Genomic DNA, 17,500 nt, shown 5'->3' on the forward strand with positions numbered 1-17,500 from the left:
TGTTTAAGTAAGCATTGCCCCAGTTTTCGTGTATTTCTTTAAACCCTATTCGTACAATGGAGTTTTAAGGAAAGACAACAAACGAACCAGGCTGATGCAAGCTGAACAGACACTGAACTCGATGGAGCTGGACAAGCTCCGGGATAAAATTAAGGACATCCGAATTGCCATGCTCACCACGCTGGAAGAGGATGGCGACTTTCATACGCGCCCGATGGCGACTCACCAGATGGACCCCGACGGGACGATGTGGTTTTTCACCTACGACAATTCACCTAAGGTTGACGAGGTGAAGCATGACCAGCGGGTGAGTGTCGCGTTCTCCGATCCCGGATCGGAGTTGTACGTAACCACGAAGGGAATCGCCCAGGTTGTAAAAGACCGGATGAAGATTAATGAGCTCTGGAGCGATTTTCTAAAAACCTGGTTTCCGAACGGAAAAGAAGACCCGCACATCGCGCTGCTGAAAGTTACTATTCATGCGGGCGAGTACTGGGACCGGCCGGGCGGCAAAATGGTGAAGCTGTTCGAAATGGCCAAGGGAGCAATCACCGGCGACGCCGATAAAAGCGGACGCAACGAGAAGTTTGGCGGTTAACTCCTAACGAGTAAACAGTTTAGCAAATTTCTCGTTTAGTTTTCGTTCCTTCCTTCTTTAACCGGGGCTTTGGCTTTAGACTAATCTAGTCTGACGCTAAAGCCCTTTATTATTTCATCCTGCCGTGTGCTTCGTATTTTTGCCCCAACTATGCGTTATTTTCTTGAGTTGGCCTACCGGGGCACCCGGTATCACGGCTGGCAGCGGCAACCCAACGGGATCAGTGTGCAGGAGGTACTCGAAACGGCCCTCACAACGGTGTTCAGGCAGCCGATTGCTATTGTGGGCAGCGGACGTACCGATACCGGCGTTCATGCCGGGCAACAGTTTGCTCATTTTGAAACGGATGCTCTCTTGCCCGCGAACCTGCTCCGTTCGATAAATAGTTTAATCCCCCCGGATATTGCGGTGTACGATTGCTTTCCGGTACGGGCCGACGATCATGCCCGCTATACGGCTACGTATCGGTATTACCAATACCAGATTATCCGCCGGAAAGACCCGTTTCGCGAGGGGCTGGCCTACGTATTTACCCTGCCGCTGGATGTGCCCCGAATGAACGAAGCGGCCAGTTGCCTGCTCAGACACACGGATTTCGAAAGTTTTAGTAAGGTTAAAACCGACGTAAAAACCTTTAACTGCCGGATTGATACAGCCTATTGGGAACAGAAACCGACGGCTGAGTTAACTTTTCATATTCGGGCGGATCGGTTCCTGCGGGGTATGGTTCGCGCCATTGTTGGCACCTTACTAGATGTAGGTCAGCACCGATTGGGTGTAGCCGAATTCGAATGGATCATTAACGCCCGCGATCGAAAACAAGCTGGCCGGGCGGCTCCCGCCGAAGGACTTTCACTGGTCGAGGTGGGTTATCCAACGGACGTGTTTGCCCACCGACAGAACCCACCGATGAGCTAAGGTGTTCTGATGGTAAACGGTTCAGCCGTTGTCTTTTTCATTGCAATGGTGCCGGAGCCAGTACCTAAAAACAAACCGGAATGCCCTGCAATGATCGGATCACAAGCGCTGAACCGCCGAACTCGCTTAAACAAACTTCCCTTGAAAATCGGAACAATTATATTAGCTGCCGGGGACTCATCCCGTATGGGGGGCGAACCTAAACAATTGTTGATGTATAAAGGTCAGTCGCTTATCCGTCGGATCACGGAAAGCGCACTGGCGTTGCAGCGCGGACCTGTCGTGGTGGTGCTTGGTGCCAATCGGGAACGTATCGTACCCGAATTAAGTGGTTTGCCCGTTACATTGGTCGATAACCCAAGCTGGCAAACGGGTCAGGCCTCATCGTTGAAAACGGGGCTGGCGGCTCTTTATATTACGCATAAAGACATCGATACGGTGCTGGTGTTGCATACCGATCAGCCACTGGTATCGCTGGGGTTATTGCTGCACATGCTCGAAGTACAGAAGGAAGAACAAAAAGGGATAGTGGCCTGTCGGTACGATACGCAGATTAGCGTACCGGCTCTGTTCAGTCGCGATTATTTCGCGGAGTTGCTTCAGCTCGAAGGCGACAAAGGCGTAAAATGGGTGATCGTGCGGCACCGCAGCGACTGTTCGGAAGTGCCTTTCGAGGCTGGAGCTATTGACCTGAACTCACGCCGTGATGTAGATCTGTTCAGGCAGGCTCAACTTTCCGTATAACGTATGCATTGATCGGGCATTGCCCGATCAATGCGTCTTATGGCGGACTATTTCAGGTAAAAAACGCTGCACGGCCTTTTGTTCGATGAATACCTGAATGGATTTTAGGGTAATCATAGATCCATTGCCACCCAGGCTGCATAACTGGCAGACAAGTATCAGCTACGCGATAATTCTTGTAATGGTATGCTTACTGGCAATCAGAACTTTCGGGGGCGAGGTACCCGGCCTACAATTGAGTGAGGAAATTATTGTATTTGGTTGACCAGCACTCGAACTCGCCCATCCAGGTGAATGGTATCGCCGACCAGCTTTACTTTTTCGCCAACCTGCAACTGGCGATACGATTGTTGCATACGTACCCGGCTCACCACGGCATCGAACTCACTTCCCTGAGGATCGCGCAGGCTGGCCGTATACCCATCCTTACCCGGCTCGGTTCGTTGAACGGTGCCTTTAATTGAAAACGGCTTGGGGCTGGCACAGGAGGTGACAAGCAAAATACTGGCTAAGGATAACAGCCCCAGCCAACCAGGAACAAAAGACACTTTATTAATCATACGTACGTCAATTTATAGATAGACCCTTAGGCGCTCAGTAAAGTTGCCACATGGTGAAATAATTAAACCGCCCGCCAAAGCTTCCAGCTTCAGCAGGCGGCTCAGGGAAATAAGTTACCGTATCAGGCCAGTACGGGCTCAGTTTGTTTGACGAGTTGGATTTCACCCTGAATTTTTACCTCCTCACTCAGCGCTACCCCCCCCGTTTCCAGAACGCCATTGAAGCTAATACCCCAATCGCTGCGGTTAATTTTGCCGCTGATGGTAAACCCAACTCTCACTCCGCCCCAGGGGTCTTTTGTGATGCCACTGTAGTCAGCCAGTAATTTGACGGGTTTACGAACGCCTTTCATCGTTAAATCGCCATAGACGGAAAAGCGATCCTCATCCAACTTCTCTACATTAGTCGACTGAAAGCTTAACTGAGGGTAGACTTCGGCTTCGAAGAAATCTGAGTTACGCAGGTGGTGGTCTCGTTGCTCGTTGTTGGTATGGATTGACCCAATTTCAGCGGTAGCCTGGATACGGGCTGTGCTAAAATCATCATCCTTCGTTTCAACTTCGACCTGAAATTGCTGGAAAGAACCTGATACGTTGCTGATCATCAAGTGTTTGACCTTGAAACCTAATTCGCTGTGAGTAGGGTCGAGAACCCATTTGGTAGTTGACATATATTTAAACATTTAAAAATTTGAAAGTATTAGTCAAGCACTTGTTTAAGTGCTTCAGGCAAAACCATTTATGAAAGAAAATTAAGCCAACGGGCAGGTTTACCAGAGCATCCGTTGCGATGCCGGTACGGTAGCGATGTGGTTCATGCGACCCTGTCTGTATTCCTGGTAGAGCCTTCGAATATCCTCCTGCGTATTGCCAATGAAAGGGCCGTGCGACACGATGGCATCTCCCTGCGGCTCTCCGCCGTAGAGAATAACCCGACTTCCGGCTTCGCCACCGGTCAGTTTGATCTCGCTCTGTGCCTCCCCGTCGTAGCGGTTGAACCAGCCCACCTGATTCTGACGGATTTCTTTTGCTTCGTCTCCAACTTGTAGACTCCCTTCAAGGACGTACAAAAAAGTGGTGTACGAGCCAGGAATCTGCTGCACAGTAGTCACGCCCGGCGACAACTGAATATCGGCGATGAGGAGAGGGGCATAATTTTGAATCGGTGAAGTTACACCACCCAGCGAACCACTGTAAACCTTTATCGTGAGGCCCTCCTGGGTCAGAGTGGGCACCTTCTCCAACCTAAGATCCTGTACCCGTGGCTGGACCCATCGATCTTTTTTGGGCAGATTCAGCCATAACTGCAACAGGCGCATCGTTGCTTTCCGATCGATGGTCTCTGTGTGAACGATTCCGCTTCCGGCGGTCATGAGCTGCAAATCACCCCCTTTCATTCGATGGGCCTCGTCGCCTACTTCGCCTTCCAGGAGTAAGGATACCGTCTCGAAACCGGCATGTGGATGCGGCCCTCCGACCGGCAGTTCGTTTTGTTTGTCGAGTCGATCGTCCATCAAGACGATAAACGGATCACTTTCCGTAAAGTCCATCTGAATAACCGGGCTAGCCAGGTGGCCAGCCCCCAGAAATCCCTGTTGAGTAGGAGGGGTGTATATGTGAACTACTTCTCTATGAATAGTCATGTCATATTCTTTTTAAATAGGGCGAAACGTTCTCCCGTATTGCTGGTGCAAATTTACTTTGTTTACTATACTTTTGTAAGTACTATACTGTTGTATAGCCCTATACTTGAGTATAGTGGATTTGTGCTACTTTTTACGTATAATGTGTAGATGCTGAATAAGATGGAAGCACCCCAGCTGAAGCAGGAGGAGTGCGTGACTACGTTACGTCCGATACGGGATGCGCTGGACGTACTAAATGGCAAATGGAAACTGCCAATTATTGTGGCACTTACGTTTGGGGAGAAACGGTTTGGCGAAATTTCCAAAGAGGTTCACGGAATTACCGACCGGATGCTTTCCAAGGAATTGCGCGATATGGAGGTAAACGGATTAGTAAAACGAACGGTGTATGATACCTATCCGGTAAAAGTTACGTACACCTTAACCCCACATAGCAAAACGCTGGGCGGGGTGATCGAATCATTACGTAACTGGGGCGAACTGCACCGGAAAAAGATCCTGTCGGGCGAAGTGTAAGCTAGTATCATACGCGGAGGAATAAGCACAAGGCTTATCTAGTGTTAGGGCTTCGCAGTATCGTTAACGTATATCGAATGCATTATGGATGAATACGAGCAATCCCATAGTTAGCACGTTACTATGTTGCTGCATGTCGAAACGTACTTGTTCTCAATTTAGAAACCTGTTAAACATAGCTTGTAGATACGCGGCTCGCCCATACGCAACTCCGCTCATTTTGAGGTTAAAAACGTCATTTGTATTCTAAAAGGGCTAGCTTTGTTACATTCATCTCTCAACGAACCCCTAAACAAATGGCGATGCCTGCAGGCTACACGTCTGGGTAGACGATGTGAACTGAGCCTCGTTACCTGGTATGAACAAATACATACCGTCAACCCTACGCCTGCTGTTCTGTTTGATGAGCCTGCTGGCTTCATCGGGCGTTCTGCAATCGCAGTCGGTTCCGTTACCCCAACCCCAGGTTATTACCGACCGCCAGGGATTACCCCAGGCCTTTGTGCCGTCTATTCTTCAGGATAAACAAGGCTTCATCTGGGCCGCCACCCGCGATGGCCTCTGTCGCTACGATGGTCAGCGGTTTAAGGTCTTTCAACCCGACCCCGACGGGCGGCCTTCGCTCTCCTTTGCCGGACTCAACCAACTGGAACTGGACCGTCACGGGCGCATCTGGATCCTTTCCGAGCAGATGGATATTGATGTCTTCGACCCACGGACGGAAACCTTCACCAATCTCTCCCGGCAGGCCGCTTTTCGCCGGCTGGTCAAACCCGGCACTACGTATGGTTTACGCATCGACCAAAAGGATCGGCTCTGGTTAATCGTATTTGGAACGGGCCTCTTTAGCTGGGATCTGGAAAAAAAACAGGGCCGGTGGTTCCGTCACCAACCCCGGCAAGCGTCCTCGATCAGCAGCAATGGCATATTCGATATGCAGGAGGGGGCGGATGGAACGATCTGGCTGGCTACGGTAAACGGGCTCGACCGGTTTGAGGAAGCTACCCAAAGGTTTACGCACTTTCGACACCAGCCGGGCAATGTTCAGTCGCTGCCCGAAGATACGTTAGGTGCCGTTCGGATTCGACCGACCGGCGAACTGATGCTCTTCTCCCGGCACTACCTGACCTTGTTCCAGCCCCGCACGGGCCAGCTGCGTCCCTATCGATTACCCGCCCGGGGGAACGACGAATGGCATAGCGCTCATACGGCCATCGACCGGCAGGGAACGGTCTATTTCGGTCGGCTTGGTAACCTGTTTCGGTTTACGGACCAGCAGGGCGTCCAGCTCGTAGCCCACTGGGACCAGCTCAACGATGAGTGCCGGAGTTTGCTCATCGATCGGACCAATGTCTTATGGATGGGCACCACGGGAGCCGGTATCCGCACCTTCAATCTTCAGCCGAGCCCGTTTCAGAAGCACCGGTATCAACGTGAATTTTATCTGGACCTGCTTACCCGCGATTCGCTGGGACTACCCCCTGTTACCCCAACGGTACTGGCCACCCTGCGGGGAATGATCAACTATAATTTCCGATCGACCTTCGATAGGGCAGGCCGTTTCTGGTTTAACGTAGGCACTGCGGATCTGTATCGGCTGGATCGGAAAACGGGCCAGGCCGAGCATTTCCCCTTGCCCATCCACCAGCGCTACTGGGACGGGAGTACTATGATTCCTTACCCCATGACCACCGATCCCAAGGGCCGTGTCTGGGCGGTGTATGACTCAATGGCATTCTGGTTCGATGAGTCAACGCACCGCTGGAACCGGTTTCAATATCCAATTCCTGCCAGCCTATCCTCGGGGCCCATTATGGAAGTGGTGGTCGATGAGCAGGCGCTCTGGCTGGCCAGTCAGGTGGGAGGACTCTGGCGGCTCGACCGCCACAATGGCGAGGTCCGGCAATTTGTCAACCGGCCTGGCGATGCCACCTCCCTGAGCAGCAATACCCTGTACTGCCTGTCGGCCGATCCAGCCGATGCGAATCGGTTGTGGATCGGCACGTTTGGTAGTGGGTTGTGTCTGTTTAATAAACGAACGGGGCGGTTTCGACGGTTTACCCAGGCTACAGGTCTGCCCAACAACGTCATTTACTCGGCCCTGCCCGATCGCTTTGGGTATTTATGGGTGGGTACCAACAAGGGGTTATGCCGGATGAACCGCCGGGATTTTTCAACTCAGACCTTTACGCGGGATGATGGTATCATGGCCGACGAGTTTAACCGGAACCACTACATCCAGTTCCCGGAGGGCAACATCTTGATGGGCGGTCTGGAAGGGTTCACGCTGTTCAATCCCCGGCAGATTGGTCAGGATACCTTTGAGCCCGTCGTTGAACTGACCCAGCTCCAGGTGAATAATCAGGTCATTCAGCCCGATTTGCCAGTACCCGACGGCGCGGACACGACTACGTTCGCCAACCGATCTGTTCCGGGAACCTCCGTTCCGGGAACCTCCGTTCTGGGCACGTTGCCCATCCAGGCTACCGATCAACTCAGTCTGGCTCATAACCAGAATTACCTGACCGTTCAATTTGCCGCCTTACAATTCAATCGACCGGCTAAGAACCGATACCGCTATCGCCTGGAAGGTCTGGAAGACACCTGGAAGGAGACAGACCGGACCGAGGCTGTTTATACCAACCTGCCACCGGGCGATTATGTCTTGTTGCTCAATGCGTCCAATACGTCGGGGCGGTGGAGCCGCTATGTACGAAAACTGACTATTACCATCGAGCCTCCCTTCTGGGCCACCTGGTGGGCCATTCTGCTGTATTGCCTGATTGGTTTGGGCATAGCCTGGGCTTTACTCCAGGTTTATCTGAACCGGCTCCGACTCAACCAAACCATTCAGCTTCGCCAGCAGGAAGCCGACCAGCTCCGGGCCGTCGACACAATCAAGACTAATTTTTTCACGAACATCACCCACGAGTTTCGGACCCCCCTCACCCTGATACTGGCCCCTACCGAACAAATGGCCAGCGAGAATCCGGGGCCCAAAAATCGGAGGAGACTGCAAACGATCGAACAGAATGCGTACCAGCTCCTGGGCCTGATCAATCAACTGCTGGATCTGTCCAAGCTGGAGGCCAGCGTCATGCCCATTCACGAGTCGCGTGGGGACCTCACCGAATTTTTCCGTCACTGGCTGAAACCCTTAACCGACCAGGCCACCAACCAGGGGCTTGGTCTGACGTTCGACTCCGATGTAACGGGCGCCTACTGGTTCGATGCAGAAAAGCTGGAACGTATTGTCTATAACCTGACGGCCAACGCGCTGAAGTTCACTAAAGCTGGCACCATTACCGTAACGTTGACGGAAGCGTCGCAACATATCCGGCTAACCGTTGCCGATACGGGCGTTGGCATTTCGGCTCAGGACCTGCCTCATATTTTCGACCGCTTTTACCAAGTCAGTGATACGGCTGATCGGGTGTCGCACAGGCCCCCGCAGGGAGTCGGCACCGGCCGGAGCAGGACCGGTTCAGATCGGGATACAACCGCTGTGCCGGGTACGGGAATCGGCCTGGCGCTGGTGCATGAATTGGTTCAGTTGCAGGGCGGGCACATTTCGGTCGAGAGTCAGCTACATCAGGGCACTACGTTCGTGGTCGAGTTGCCTTATCGACGGGTTGATACATCAGAAGCGGCACCGGGCGTACTGGCTCCCAGGAGTCCGAATGTCAACGTCTGGACAGCCTCGGATGAATCAGATGAACCCCGTTTGCTGGTGGTGGAAGACAATGATGAGCTGGCCCGCTTTATTGTTGAAAGTATGCCTCCGCACTACCGCATCCAGCGGGCCGCTAACGGACGAGATGGGTTGGAGCAGGCTCTGGAATATTTACCTGATCTGATCATTTCGGATGTGATGATGCCCCTGATGGACGGCTTCATGCTCTGTAATCAGTTAAAGACCGACGTGCGTACCAGTCACATACCCGTCATCCTACTGACGGCCAAGTCGTCGGTCGAGAATCGGCTGTCGGGCCTTTCGATGGGGGCCGATGATTACCTAACCAAGCCTTTTCAGATCACCGAACTTCAACTTCGAGTACGTAATCAACTGATGAGTAAACAGCGGCAGCGGGAGTGGGTACAAGCCAGTCTAAATAATCCTAATTCGGCTCCTTCTCGACCGGTCTCTGAAGCCACCGACCCGTTTCTGACTCGCTTATACGCCCTAATCGAAGCCAACCTGGGCGATTCCGGTTTTGGACTCGATCACATGTTGAGTGAATTAGGCATGAGCCGCACCAATCTGTTCCGCAAGGTGAAAGCGCTGACGGGTCTGACCGCCCATGAACTGCTACGTAATTACCGGCTTAAACGAGCCACCCAGCTCCTGCGCTCAGGCGTTTCAGTGAGTGAAACGGCCTATCAGGTTGGCTTCGAGAGTCCGCCCTATTTTAGTAAGTGCTTCCGGGACTTATACCAGGTAAGTCCCAGTGAATTTGCCGCTCAAGCCTGATCAGGTAGCCTTCCCGCTTATCATTCTCGCATTTTAACCATAGATGGACCATTTCTTATTGGATTTGGACCATTTCTTATCGTCCCCAAGGGTGCCTCCGCCCTAGTTTTGGCTTGTCTTATATCTACGGCTAACCAAGAGATCTTCCCTTTTTTTAATCTTTTCCATGCTCAAGAAAATTTTCAAATGGACCGGTATTGTTTTAGGCAGTCTGGTTCTTCTGCTCCTTGTCTTTTACGGGTTTGTTTACGCCAAAACCGAAGCGAGTATTAACAAAATATACGACGTAAAGCCCCAGCGTTTAATTATTCCCAACGATTCTGCCTCCTACATTGCGGGTCGGCACGTGGCCGAGATCAGGGGGTGCCTGGCTTGTCATGGTGCAAATCTGGCTACGGGTGAAGTGTTTGCCGATGAAAAATCGCCCATTGGATTTATTCAAGCATCAAACATTACCAGTGGGAAGGGCGGTATTCAGTATACGGATCAGGACTGGATTCGGGCGTTGCGGCACGGTCTGGGGAAAGATAACAAACCCCTTTGGTTTATGCCGTCGCACGAGATCTGTGGCTTATCGAACCAGGATCTGGCGACCCTGATCAGCTACGTCAAAAAGCAGCCGCCAGTCGATAAACTAACCCCACAAAAGTCAATCAAGCCACTCGGGCGAATTCTCACGTTCATAGGTGAGTTTCAGTTACTTCCCGCCGAAAGAATTGACCATACCGCTACGTATGTGGACGACGTGAAACTGGCGGTCAACGCTGATTACGGAAAATACCTGGCCGTTACGTGCACCGGTTGCCACACCGACAGTTTCAAAGGAGGGCCTGCCCATACGCCCGGACAGCCGCCTATCCCCGATATTTCATCGACTGGAAACCTGGGTAAATGGACGCAGCAAGGGTTTGTTAACTTGTTCCATACGGGCAAAACGCCCGAAGGTCGTGTGTTAAGTAAGTACATGCCCGTGCAGGCATTCACCTATTCCGACGATGAATTAAGAGCTATTTACCTGTACCTGCACGAGATAAAATAAACGTAGCGGCCGCCCGGGTCGAATGTCTGAATGCGTCAACCCATACTCCAAAGTCTGTCCTAAACTCTTTATTTCATGATTCTATCTCTGGAAACTGCGCTGCCCCCCCTTGTTCAGGAGAAGTTTGAACAACTCTGGTATTTGGTTGGCAATACGCCCATGCTGGAACTGTCTTATACGTATCATGGACGGTCTAGTTCGCTCTACGTAAAATGTGAGCAGTACAACCTGACCGGGAGCATGAAAGACCGAATGGCGCTTCACATAGTACATCAGGCGTATCGCAGAGGCACCATTCAACCAGGTGACCGTATTGTGGAAGCCACCAGCGGCAGTTCGGGTATTGCTTTTTCGGCAATCGGTCGGGCGCTGGGGCACCCCGTTACGATTATCATGCCCACCGGTGTAAGCCAGGAACGTATTGATATCATCCGAAGTCTGGGTGCCGATATCGAGCTGTTTTCAAAAGAAGAAGGTGGGTTTATGGGCGCTATTCGACGGTCTGAAGAGATGGCCGCCATTGACCCGGGCGTTTTTCTGCCCCGCCAGTTTGCCAACAAAGACAATGCAGAAGCCCATCGCCTGACAACGGGCAAGGAAATCTGGCAGCAGCTTCGGCAGGTAGGGGTCACACCCGATGCCTTTGTGGCCGGGGTCGGTACAGGAGGTACGGTGATGGGCGTAGGCCGTTATCTCAAGTCCCGCAAACCCGACATTCGTATTCACCCGCTCGAACCTGCCGAATCACCCACCTTATCCGTCGGATATAAAACCGGAACGCACCGGATTCAGGGCTTTTTCGACGAGTTTGTCCCTGAGGTTATGCACCTGAACGAATTAGATTATGTGGTGCAGGCCAGCGATGGCGACGCTATACTCATGGCACAGAAACTGGCTCAACAATTGGGCATAGCGGTAGGAATTTCGTCGGGCGCGAACCTGATCGGCGCCATCAGGCTACAACAGGAAATGGGGCCCGAAGCCCGCGTAGTAACAATTCTGTGTGACTGCAACAAAAAATACCTCAGCACCGACTTAGTCCGGGAAGAACCCATTAAGCCGGGTTACCTAGCGCCTGGTATTACGTTTACCGGGTACCGTCCTATCAGCCGTTTAGAGTAGTTAGCAGACCGGGTACGTAAAGAGTTTTCATTGACCGGTCCATACGAGATATAATTCCCACGCTAATCTTACTCAATATTCTTTCTGATGAACGTATTACTTATTGGAGCCTCGGGCACCATCGGCAGCGCTGTCGATCAGCTCTTTCGCGAGCAGGGACATACGCTCAGAACAGCCTCCCGGTCTACTCAGCCCGCCGTTGATTTTACCGATCAGGCCAGCATTAAAGCTTTTTACGAGCAGATCGACGAGCTGGATGCCATTCTGATTATTGGCGGTGACGCAACTTTTGGTCCGCTGAACCAGCTAACTGATTCTCAAATTGAGCTGACGTTATCGAGCAAACTGATGGGTCAGATTAACATGGCACGTAGCGGCATAGCCAAACTTCGGCCCAACGGCGTGTTTGTCATGACAGGCGGTATGCTGGCTTACTCGCCCTGGCCCGCAACGTCGATGGTGGCCATGGTCAACGCTGGTCTGGAAGGCTTTGTCAGAGGGGCTGCCCTGGACATGACCGAAAGGCGCAGGCTGGTCATTGTCCACCCGCCCCTGGTTGCTGAAACCGCCCGTTCGTTTGGCATGGATGAAACGCTGTTCCCAACGGCGGCTACGGTGGCCCAAACGTATCTGGAAGCCGTGGAAAAGGGGCAAAACGGAACTGCACTTTTTGTAAGCGAATACGCCCCCCGTAGCAACGCCAACCCGAGCAACTACGTCATCTGAATCAACCGCCTGACAAGCAAGTGTCGGCCATGCGACCAGCACCTGCCAATGCTCCCGGACAAGCTTGTCCGGGAAGCATTGGCAGGTTTATCGTCTAAGCCTGATTAGACGGCTTTCTTGCCTGTCATTTTCGCGTTTTAACCACAAATGGACCATTTCTTATCGGATTTGGACCATTTCTTATCGTCCCCAGGGATGCATGGCCCCTACTTTTGACCCGGTTCTAATCGACCACTTCCCCGTTAACCGGCTGATTGCCAAATTCCTGTCAGAACAGTATTCGATAAGGGACGAGTCGATGACCGAGATGCTCAATTTTTCCAAAACACCTCATGTTATGCAGTACAAATTGCCTCTTTTAGGTTTATTTTTGATGGGTAGCCTGCTCACCGGATGCCAGGATCACCGAATCACCACCGCACCCGTTCAGCTCACGACGACCACGCTGGCTACAGGTCTGGTCGGGGTGATTGGCGTAGAGACCGACTCCCGTGGACGGGTCTTTGTAACCGAACAAGGCACAGGCAACAACGATGGCCGCGTATCAGAAATCACACCGGATGGAAAAGCACATCCGATTATTACGGGCCTGTATTCCTTCAAACGCCCCGATAACGAGCTCGACGCTACCGATCACTTGCTGGCAGTCGATGGCGTGCTTTATGTACTGAATGCCAAAGGACTTTACACCTTTAATCTTAGCTCGTACAAAACCGGCGATGCGCCGATTGCTGCGTCCAGTCTGACGCCGGAAACTATTCAGAAGTTCGTCATCGACTATTCCTTTTCTGAGGACACCGGCGAATCCCATCTGTATAACATGATCCTGGGGCCCGACGGGGCGCTTTACTTCACCGATGCAGCCGCCAACGCCATTGTACGCCGGTCTAAAACCGGTGAGTTAAGTGTGGTAGCGGCCGTGCCGGGCATACCTAATCCCAATCCGGCCGGACCTCCTCCAGGTCCCCCCTTTGTGCAGTCGGTGCCTACGGGCATTACCTACGATGGTAAGCAGTTTGCCATCAGTACGTTGCTGGGCTTTCCGTTTCCGGCAGGCAAAGCGCTTATTTACCGGATGGACATGTCGGGCAAGCTTAGCGTCTTTCAGCAGAGCTTCAATAGCCTGGTCGACATTGAGAATGATGGAAATGGCAACTACTTAGCCCTTGAGTTTGCCGTGTTTGGCCCAATGGGCTGGACGCCTAAAACCGGTCGGCTGATACGGGCAAATGGAACCACCAATGACGTACTGATCGACAAGCTGAACATGCCAACGGACCTGAAAGTGGTGGATAATCACACCGCTTACCTAACCAGCATGGGCGACGGAGTCTTGTTTAAGATTACGTTCTAGCGTTTTCTCCAGTTGGGATTAGCCAGGACTTCCGGTCAATCCCAACTGGAGAAGCTGTGACTAACCCGTCAAACTAACGTCAACGCGATGATCCTTCATTTCACCCTGGGGGCTTCTGATAGCCCCTGCGTTTGCTGTGCCGAACTGGACACGCAACTCGAAGTACTCAACAGTTTTGTCGCCCTGGGAAATACGCTCGTATCAGCTTATCTGATGGATGAGCAGGGTATTCGCGTTGACTTACCTGTAGAAGCCTTCGATGGGCTGCCGATTGCCGATTCGCTGCGGAACCTAACCCGGCAGTATCAGCAGGTGCTCGGCGTTTATCAGGGTTCCTCCCGGCGAGTTGATGGGTAATTGTCTGATAGACAATTTACAATCAATCAAAGGTTCAGTTGCCTGCGGCTGAGCGATTCCCATTTCGCTCAACCAGCCGAGCCGTTCCGAGACATCCTTACAAATGGCTACTGATAGCCCCAAACGGCTTGATTTCTTTTCCATCCAGCTATCTTATATCGATCATGAACCCAAATCTACTTACTCAACCCGATCTGTTTACAGTCGGCCACCATTTGAAGACAAATGGCCCAAATCGACTCCGCTGTATGGCCTTCCGTAGCCGATATACTCAGTACGTTTTCAGCCTCTTGGGGTTGCTGTTACTGAGTCAGGCTACTAGCTGGGCGCAATGTTTTCAGAATACGCTTAACCTTCCGGTGGGTCTTCAGCCTCAATCGGTGGCGGTGGGGAATTTTAACGGCGATACTAAGCCTGACCTGGCCGTAGCTAATAGTAACAGTAATACGGTTTCGGTGTTGCTAAATGACGGGACAGGTGGATTTGGCCCCAAAACGGACTTCGCGGTGGGTACTCAGCCCCGATCCGTGACTGTAGGGGACTTCAACAGCGATGGAAATTCCGACCTGGTCACCGCCAATTATAACAATAATACGGTTTCGGTGCTGCTGGGTAATGGCACGGGTGGATTCGGCGCCAAGGTCGATTTTGCGGTGGGAAGTAACCCCTCTTCGGTGGCTGTGGGAGACTTCAATAACGATAAAAAGCTCGATCTGATCACGACCAACCAGGGTAGTGGTAACGTTTCGGTACTGCTGGGCAATGGCGCAGGAGGATTCGGTACCGCCATCAACTTTGGGGTGGGCAGTGGCCCTATTTTCGTAGCGTTGGCGGACTTCAACAACGATGACCTACTCGACATTGCCGTGACCAATTCGGGCAACAACATAGTCTTCGTTGCGCGGGGCGATGGCACGGGCGGATTCAGCAACGGAATTGCCTTTCAGGGAGATGCGGGGCCTGTTTCGGTTGCGGTGGGGAATTTTAACGGCGATACCAAGCCTGACCTGGCCGTGGCTAATCTTGGCGGCAGTTCGGTTTCGGTGCTGCTAAACAGTGGCTTTGGAATCTTTCCGACTTCCCCAGAATTTGAGGTGGGTTCCCGACCCTATACAGTAGCCGTGGCGGATTTTAACGGGGACGGTAATACCGATCTGGTCTCGGCCGGTGAAGCCTCCAACACAGTCTCGGTCTTGCTGGGCGATGGTACGGGGGAGTTTAGCAGTAAAACCGATTTTGGGGTAGGCTCTGGTCCCCAATCGGTAGCGGTGGGTGATTTCAACGGCGATGGCAAGCCTGATCTGGTCACAGCCAATTATGTCAGCAGTACGGTCTCAGTGCTTTATAATTGCACAATTCCGGCAGCGACTCTCTCGGTATCGGCCAGTCCTAATCCGGTTTGCGCCGGCAGCACAGTGGCTCTGTCTGTAACGGCTACCGGCGGCACTACGCCCTACACCTATACCTGGTCCGCTCCAGAAGGCATCACCCTCTCGGCTACCAGTACCAGCGCGGTGTCGGCAAGTGTGGGAGCAGACGTGAGCGGGGTACAGACCCTAACCGTTACGGTAGCTTCATCATCAGAAGGAACCCCCACCAGCACCCGTCTGGTGAGTTTGACGGTGAATGCCCCGCCCACCATTGTTACAATCAGTCAGAACGGGACCCTTAATTGTGAAGACGATGAGATAGAAATAATTGTGACTGCTGATGGTGGGATTAATAACACCTATGCCTTTAGTGATGGAGCGTCTCGTGGGGGTGGTCCCAATGCGAGTTTCGCCAGAGTGAGGAGTGGAGGGGTCTATAGCGTTACGGTGACCAACTCCGGCGGATGCTCAACGGTAGCCTCTACCACCGTCATCACTGACAGACAGGTTCCCCAGAACGTAACGCTAAGCAACAATGGCCCGCTGACCTGCTCCCAAACCAGTGTAACCCTGACGGCCAGCAGCACTACGCCGGGCGTCGTCTTCAGTTTTCCTGGGTTGGCGAGTAGTGGGGGTATAGCCACGGTCAATCAGGCAGGCTCATACACTGTCTATGCAACTGGCCCTAATGGGTGTCTATGGGGTTCTGGCACCAAGGTCGAAAGTAATACGACCGCGCCAGCAGCCACCCTGATCAACGATGGCCCGCTTACATGCACCAAGCGGACAGTGACCTTAACCGCAGGCGGGGGTGACAGCTACGTCTTCGATAACGGGATCACAGCCAATGGGGCCACCGCTACGGTGAGCAATGAGGGCGTCTATGGTGTCACGGTAACGGGCACCAATGGCTGCACGGCTACCCAGACCACGGAGGTAACTGGCAGTACAACGCCCCCTCAGGGTGTGACCCTAACAACGGATGGGAACATCACCTGTAATAAGGCTACCGTCCAACTCACTGCCGCCAGCAGTACCAGTGGTACACTCACTTATCTTTTCAGTGGGCCTGGCTCCAGTTCTATCACCCAGACAGGTGGTCCCTTTGCTACAGTCACGGCCGAGGGGACGTTCACTGTCACGGTGACTGGTGCCAACGGCTGTACGGCTACGGCGGCTACGGACGTAACAGGCAGTACAGCTCCTCCCCAGAATGTGTCCCTGACGAACACCGGCCCTTTGTCCTTTACAAATACATCCGTTACGTTATCGGCTACCCAAGGTGATAATTACAGCTACCGCTTTAGTGCAGGGGCCGCTCAGCAGGGTACAACCAACTCCGCCACTGTCACGACCACAGGGGTCTACTCGGTCACCATCACCCGACTCGATAACGGCTGTACGGCTACGGCCTCCACGACGGTGACTGGCGGCAACAATCCAACGGTCTGCCGGGGCGGAACGGCCGTCATCAACGTAGTAGTCGAAGGGGGGGCGGTGAAGTACGAGTGGTACAAGACTAGCCTCACTACGCCCAAGATCATGGAAACACCCCAGCTCTTTAGAGGTACGGCTACTTCCAGCTTAACGCTGATCAATGCCCAAACCAACACCCAAGGCAACTTCTACCTGAAAGTGACCGATCGTTCGGGAACGATAAAAGTCTACGGTCCGTATCGCCTGACGGTAGATGCCAGTTGCCGCGCCAGAGGGATCGCTTTACTGGAAACCCCTCTCCAGGTGGAGCTAGCGCCGAACCCCATCCAGCAGGAGCGCTTACGGGCGGTTGTGCGGGGAGCCGAAGGTCGCTCGTTACAGGTGGAGCTGGTTGATCTAAGCGGTAAGCCGATACGTCAGCAGCACTGGCAGCAGGCCGACAGTCAGCAACGGATTGACTGGGATATGCAGGGGCAGGCCAGTGGGCTGTATCTGTTGCAGGTTGTCAGTGAAGCGGGTAACGGTGTTGCGGCACAGCGGCAGAGCGTGAAGGTGATCAAACTCTAGCGAAAACCGCTTATGTATTGACGGTTCAAAAACAAGCCCGGCGCTACTAACGCCGGGCTTGTTTTGTACATGAGC

General features: G+C 52.8%; 14 protein-coding genes. 11 read left to right on the top strand and 3 right to left on the bottom strand.

The annotated features are described in order from the left end of the window. Positions 1 to 94: 94 nt before the first annotated feature. The 3 genes from ACYVBJ_RS09700 to ACYVBJ_RS09710 all read left to right on the top strand — a co-directional run bounded on the left by ACYVBJ_RS09700 (position 95) and on the right by ACYVBJ_RS09710 (position 2,260). Positions 95 to 598: a pyridoxamine 5'-phosphate oxidase family protein gene (locus ACYVBJ_RS09700; RefSeq protein ID WP_460975873.1), complete on the top strand. Its 504-nt coding sequence runs from the start codon at positions 95 to 97 to the stop codon at positions 596 to 598. Positions 599 to 748: 150 nt separating this feature from the next. Then, the gene (gene truA / locus ACYVBJ_RS09705; RefSeq protein ID WP_460982089.1) at positions 749 to 1,516 is read left to right on the top strand and encodes a tRNA pseudouridine(38-40) synthase TruA; all 768 of its coding nucleotides are present in this window, start codon (positions 749 to 751) and stop codon (positions 1,514 to 1,516) included. Between the two features lie 141 nt (positions 1,517 to 1,657). Then, positions 1,658 to 2,260 carry a nucleotidyltransferase family protein gene (locus tag ACYVBJ_RS09710; protein WP_460982090.1) on the top strand — a complete coding sequence of 201 codons (603 nt, stop codon included), beginning with the start codon at positions 1,658 to 1,660 and terminating at the stop codon, positions 2,258 to 2,260. 248 nt (positions 2,261 to 2,508) lie between these two features. On the opposite strand, the gene ACYVBJ_RS09715 is transcribed toward ACYVBJ_RS09710, so the two are convergent. From ACYVBJ_RS09715 to ACYVBJ_RS09725, 3 genes are all read right to left on the bottom strand, one after another. Then, positions 2,509 to 2,820, bottom strand: coding sequence for a hypothetical protein (locus tag ACYVBJ_RS09715; RefSeq protein ID WP_460982091.1), 312 nt, complete (start codon positions 2,818 to 2,820; stop codon positions 2,509 to 2,511). Positions 2,821 to 2,942: 122 nt separating this feature from the next. Continuing rightward, positions 2,943 to 3,491 (bottom strand): YceI family protein, encoded by a 549-nt coding sequence (locus ACYVBJ_RS09720; protein ID WP_460982092.1) that lies wholly within the window; start codon positions 3,489 to 3,491, stop codon positions 2,943 to 2,945. Positions 3,492 to 3,590: 99 nt separating this feature from the next. Continuing rightward, positions 3,591 to 4,463 (bottom strand): pirin family protein, encoded by an 873-nt coding sequence (locus ACYVBJ_RS09725; RefSeq protein ID WP_460982093.1) that lies wholly within the window; start codon positions 4,461 to 4,463, stop codon positions 3,591 to 3,593. A 162-nt stretch (positions 4,464 to 4,625) separates the two neighbouring features. Here ACYVBJ_RS09725 and ACYVBJ_RS09730 point away from each other — a divergent pair, with 162 nt between their 5' ends. The 8 genes from ACYVBJ_RS09730 (at position 4,626) to ACYVBJ_RS09765 (ending at position 17,425) form a co-directional block, all read left to right on the top strand. Next, positions 4,626 to 4,982 carry a winged helix-turn-helix transcriptional regulator gene (locus ACYVBJ_RS09730; RefSeq protein WP_460982094.1) on the top strand — a complete coding sequence of 119 codons (357 nt, stop codon included), beginning with the start codon at positions 4,626 to 4,628 and terminating at the stop codon, positions 4,980 to 4,982. Between the two features lie 358 nt (positions 4,983 to 5,340). Next, the gene (locus ACYVBJ_RS09735; RefSeq protein WP_460982095.1) at positions 5,341 to 9,453 is read left to right on the top strand and encodes a hybrid sensor histidine kinase/response regulator transcription factor; all 4,113 of its coding nucleotides are present in this window, start codon (positions 5,341 to 5,343) and stop codon (positions 9,451 to 9,453) included. Between the two features lie 166 nt (positions 9,454 to 9,619). Beyond that, complete coding sequence (locus tag ACYVBJ_RS09740) at positions 9,620 to 10,492, top strand: c-type cytochrome (protein ID WP_460982096.1); 873 nt, start codon at positions 9,620 to 9,622, stop codon at positions 10,490 to 10,492. Positions 10,493 to 10,567: 75 nt separating this feature from the next. After that, entirely contained in the window at positions 10,568 to 11,614 is a 1,047-nt protein-coding gene (locus tag ACYVBJ_RS09745) for a PLP-dependent cysteine synthase family protein (protein WP_460982097.1), read from the top strand. Positions 11,615 to 11,701: 87 nt separating this feature from the next. Then, positions 11,702 to 12,340: a short chain dehydrogenase gene (locus ACYVBJ_RS09750; RefSeq protein WP_460982098.1), complete on the top strand. Its 639-nt coding sequence runs from the start codon at positions 11,702 to 11,704 to the stop codon at positions 12,338 to 12,340. A 199-nt stretch (positions 12,341 to 12,539) separates the two neighbouring features. Then, positions 12,540 to 13,694: a ScyD/ScyE family protein gene (locus ACYVBJ_RS09755; protein WP_460982099.1), complete on the top strand. Its 1,155-nt coding sequence runs from the start codon at positions 12,540 to 12,542 to the stop codon at positions 13,692 to 13,694. Between the two features lie 87 nt (positions 13,695 to 13,781). Next, a complete protein-coding gene (locus ACYVBJ_RS09760; protein WP_460982100.1) occupies positions 13,782 to 14,051 on the top strand; it encodes a hypothetical protein in 270 nt (89 codons plus the stop codon). A gap of 164 nt (positions 14,052 to 14,215) precedes the next feature. Continuing rightward, positions 14,216 to 17,425 carry an FG-GAP-like repeat-containing protein gene (locus ACYVBJ_RS09765; protein ID WP_460982101.1) on the top strand — a complete coding sequence of 1,070 codons (3,210 nt, stop codon included), beginning with the start codon at positions 14,216 to 14,218 and terminating at the stop codon, positions 17,423 to 17,425. The last annotated feature ends 75 nt before the right edge of the window (positions 17,426 to 17,500 follow it).

Source organism: Spirosoma fluminis, from assembly GCF_054778895.1.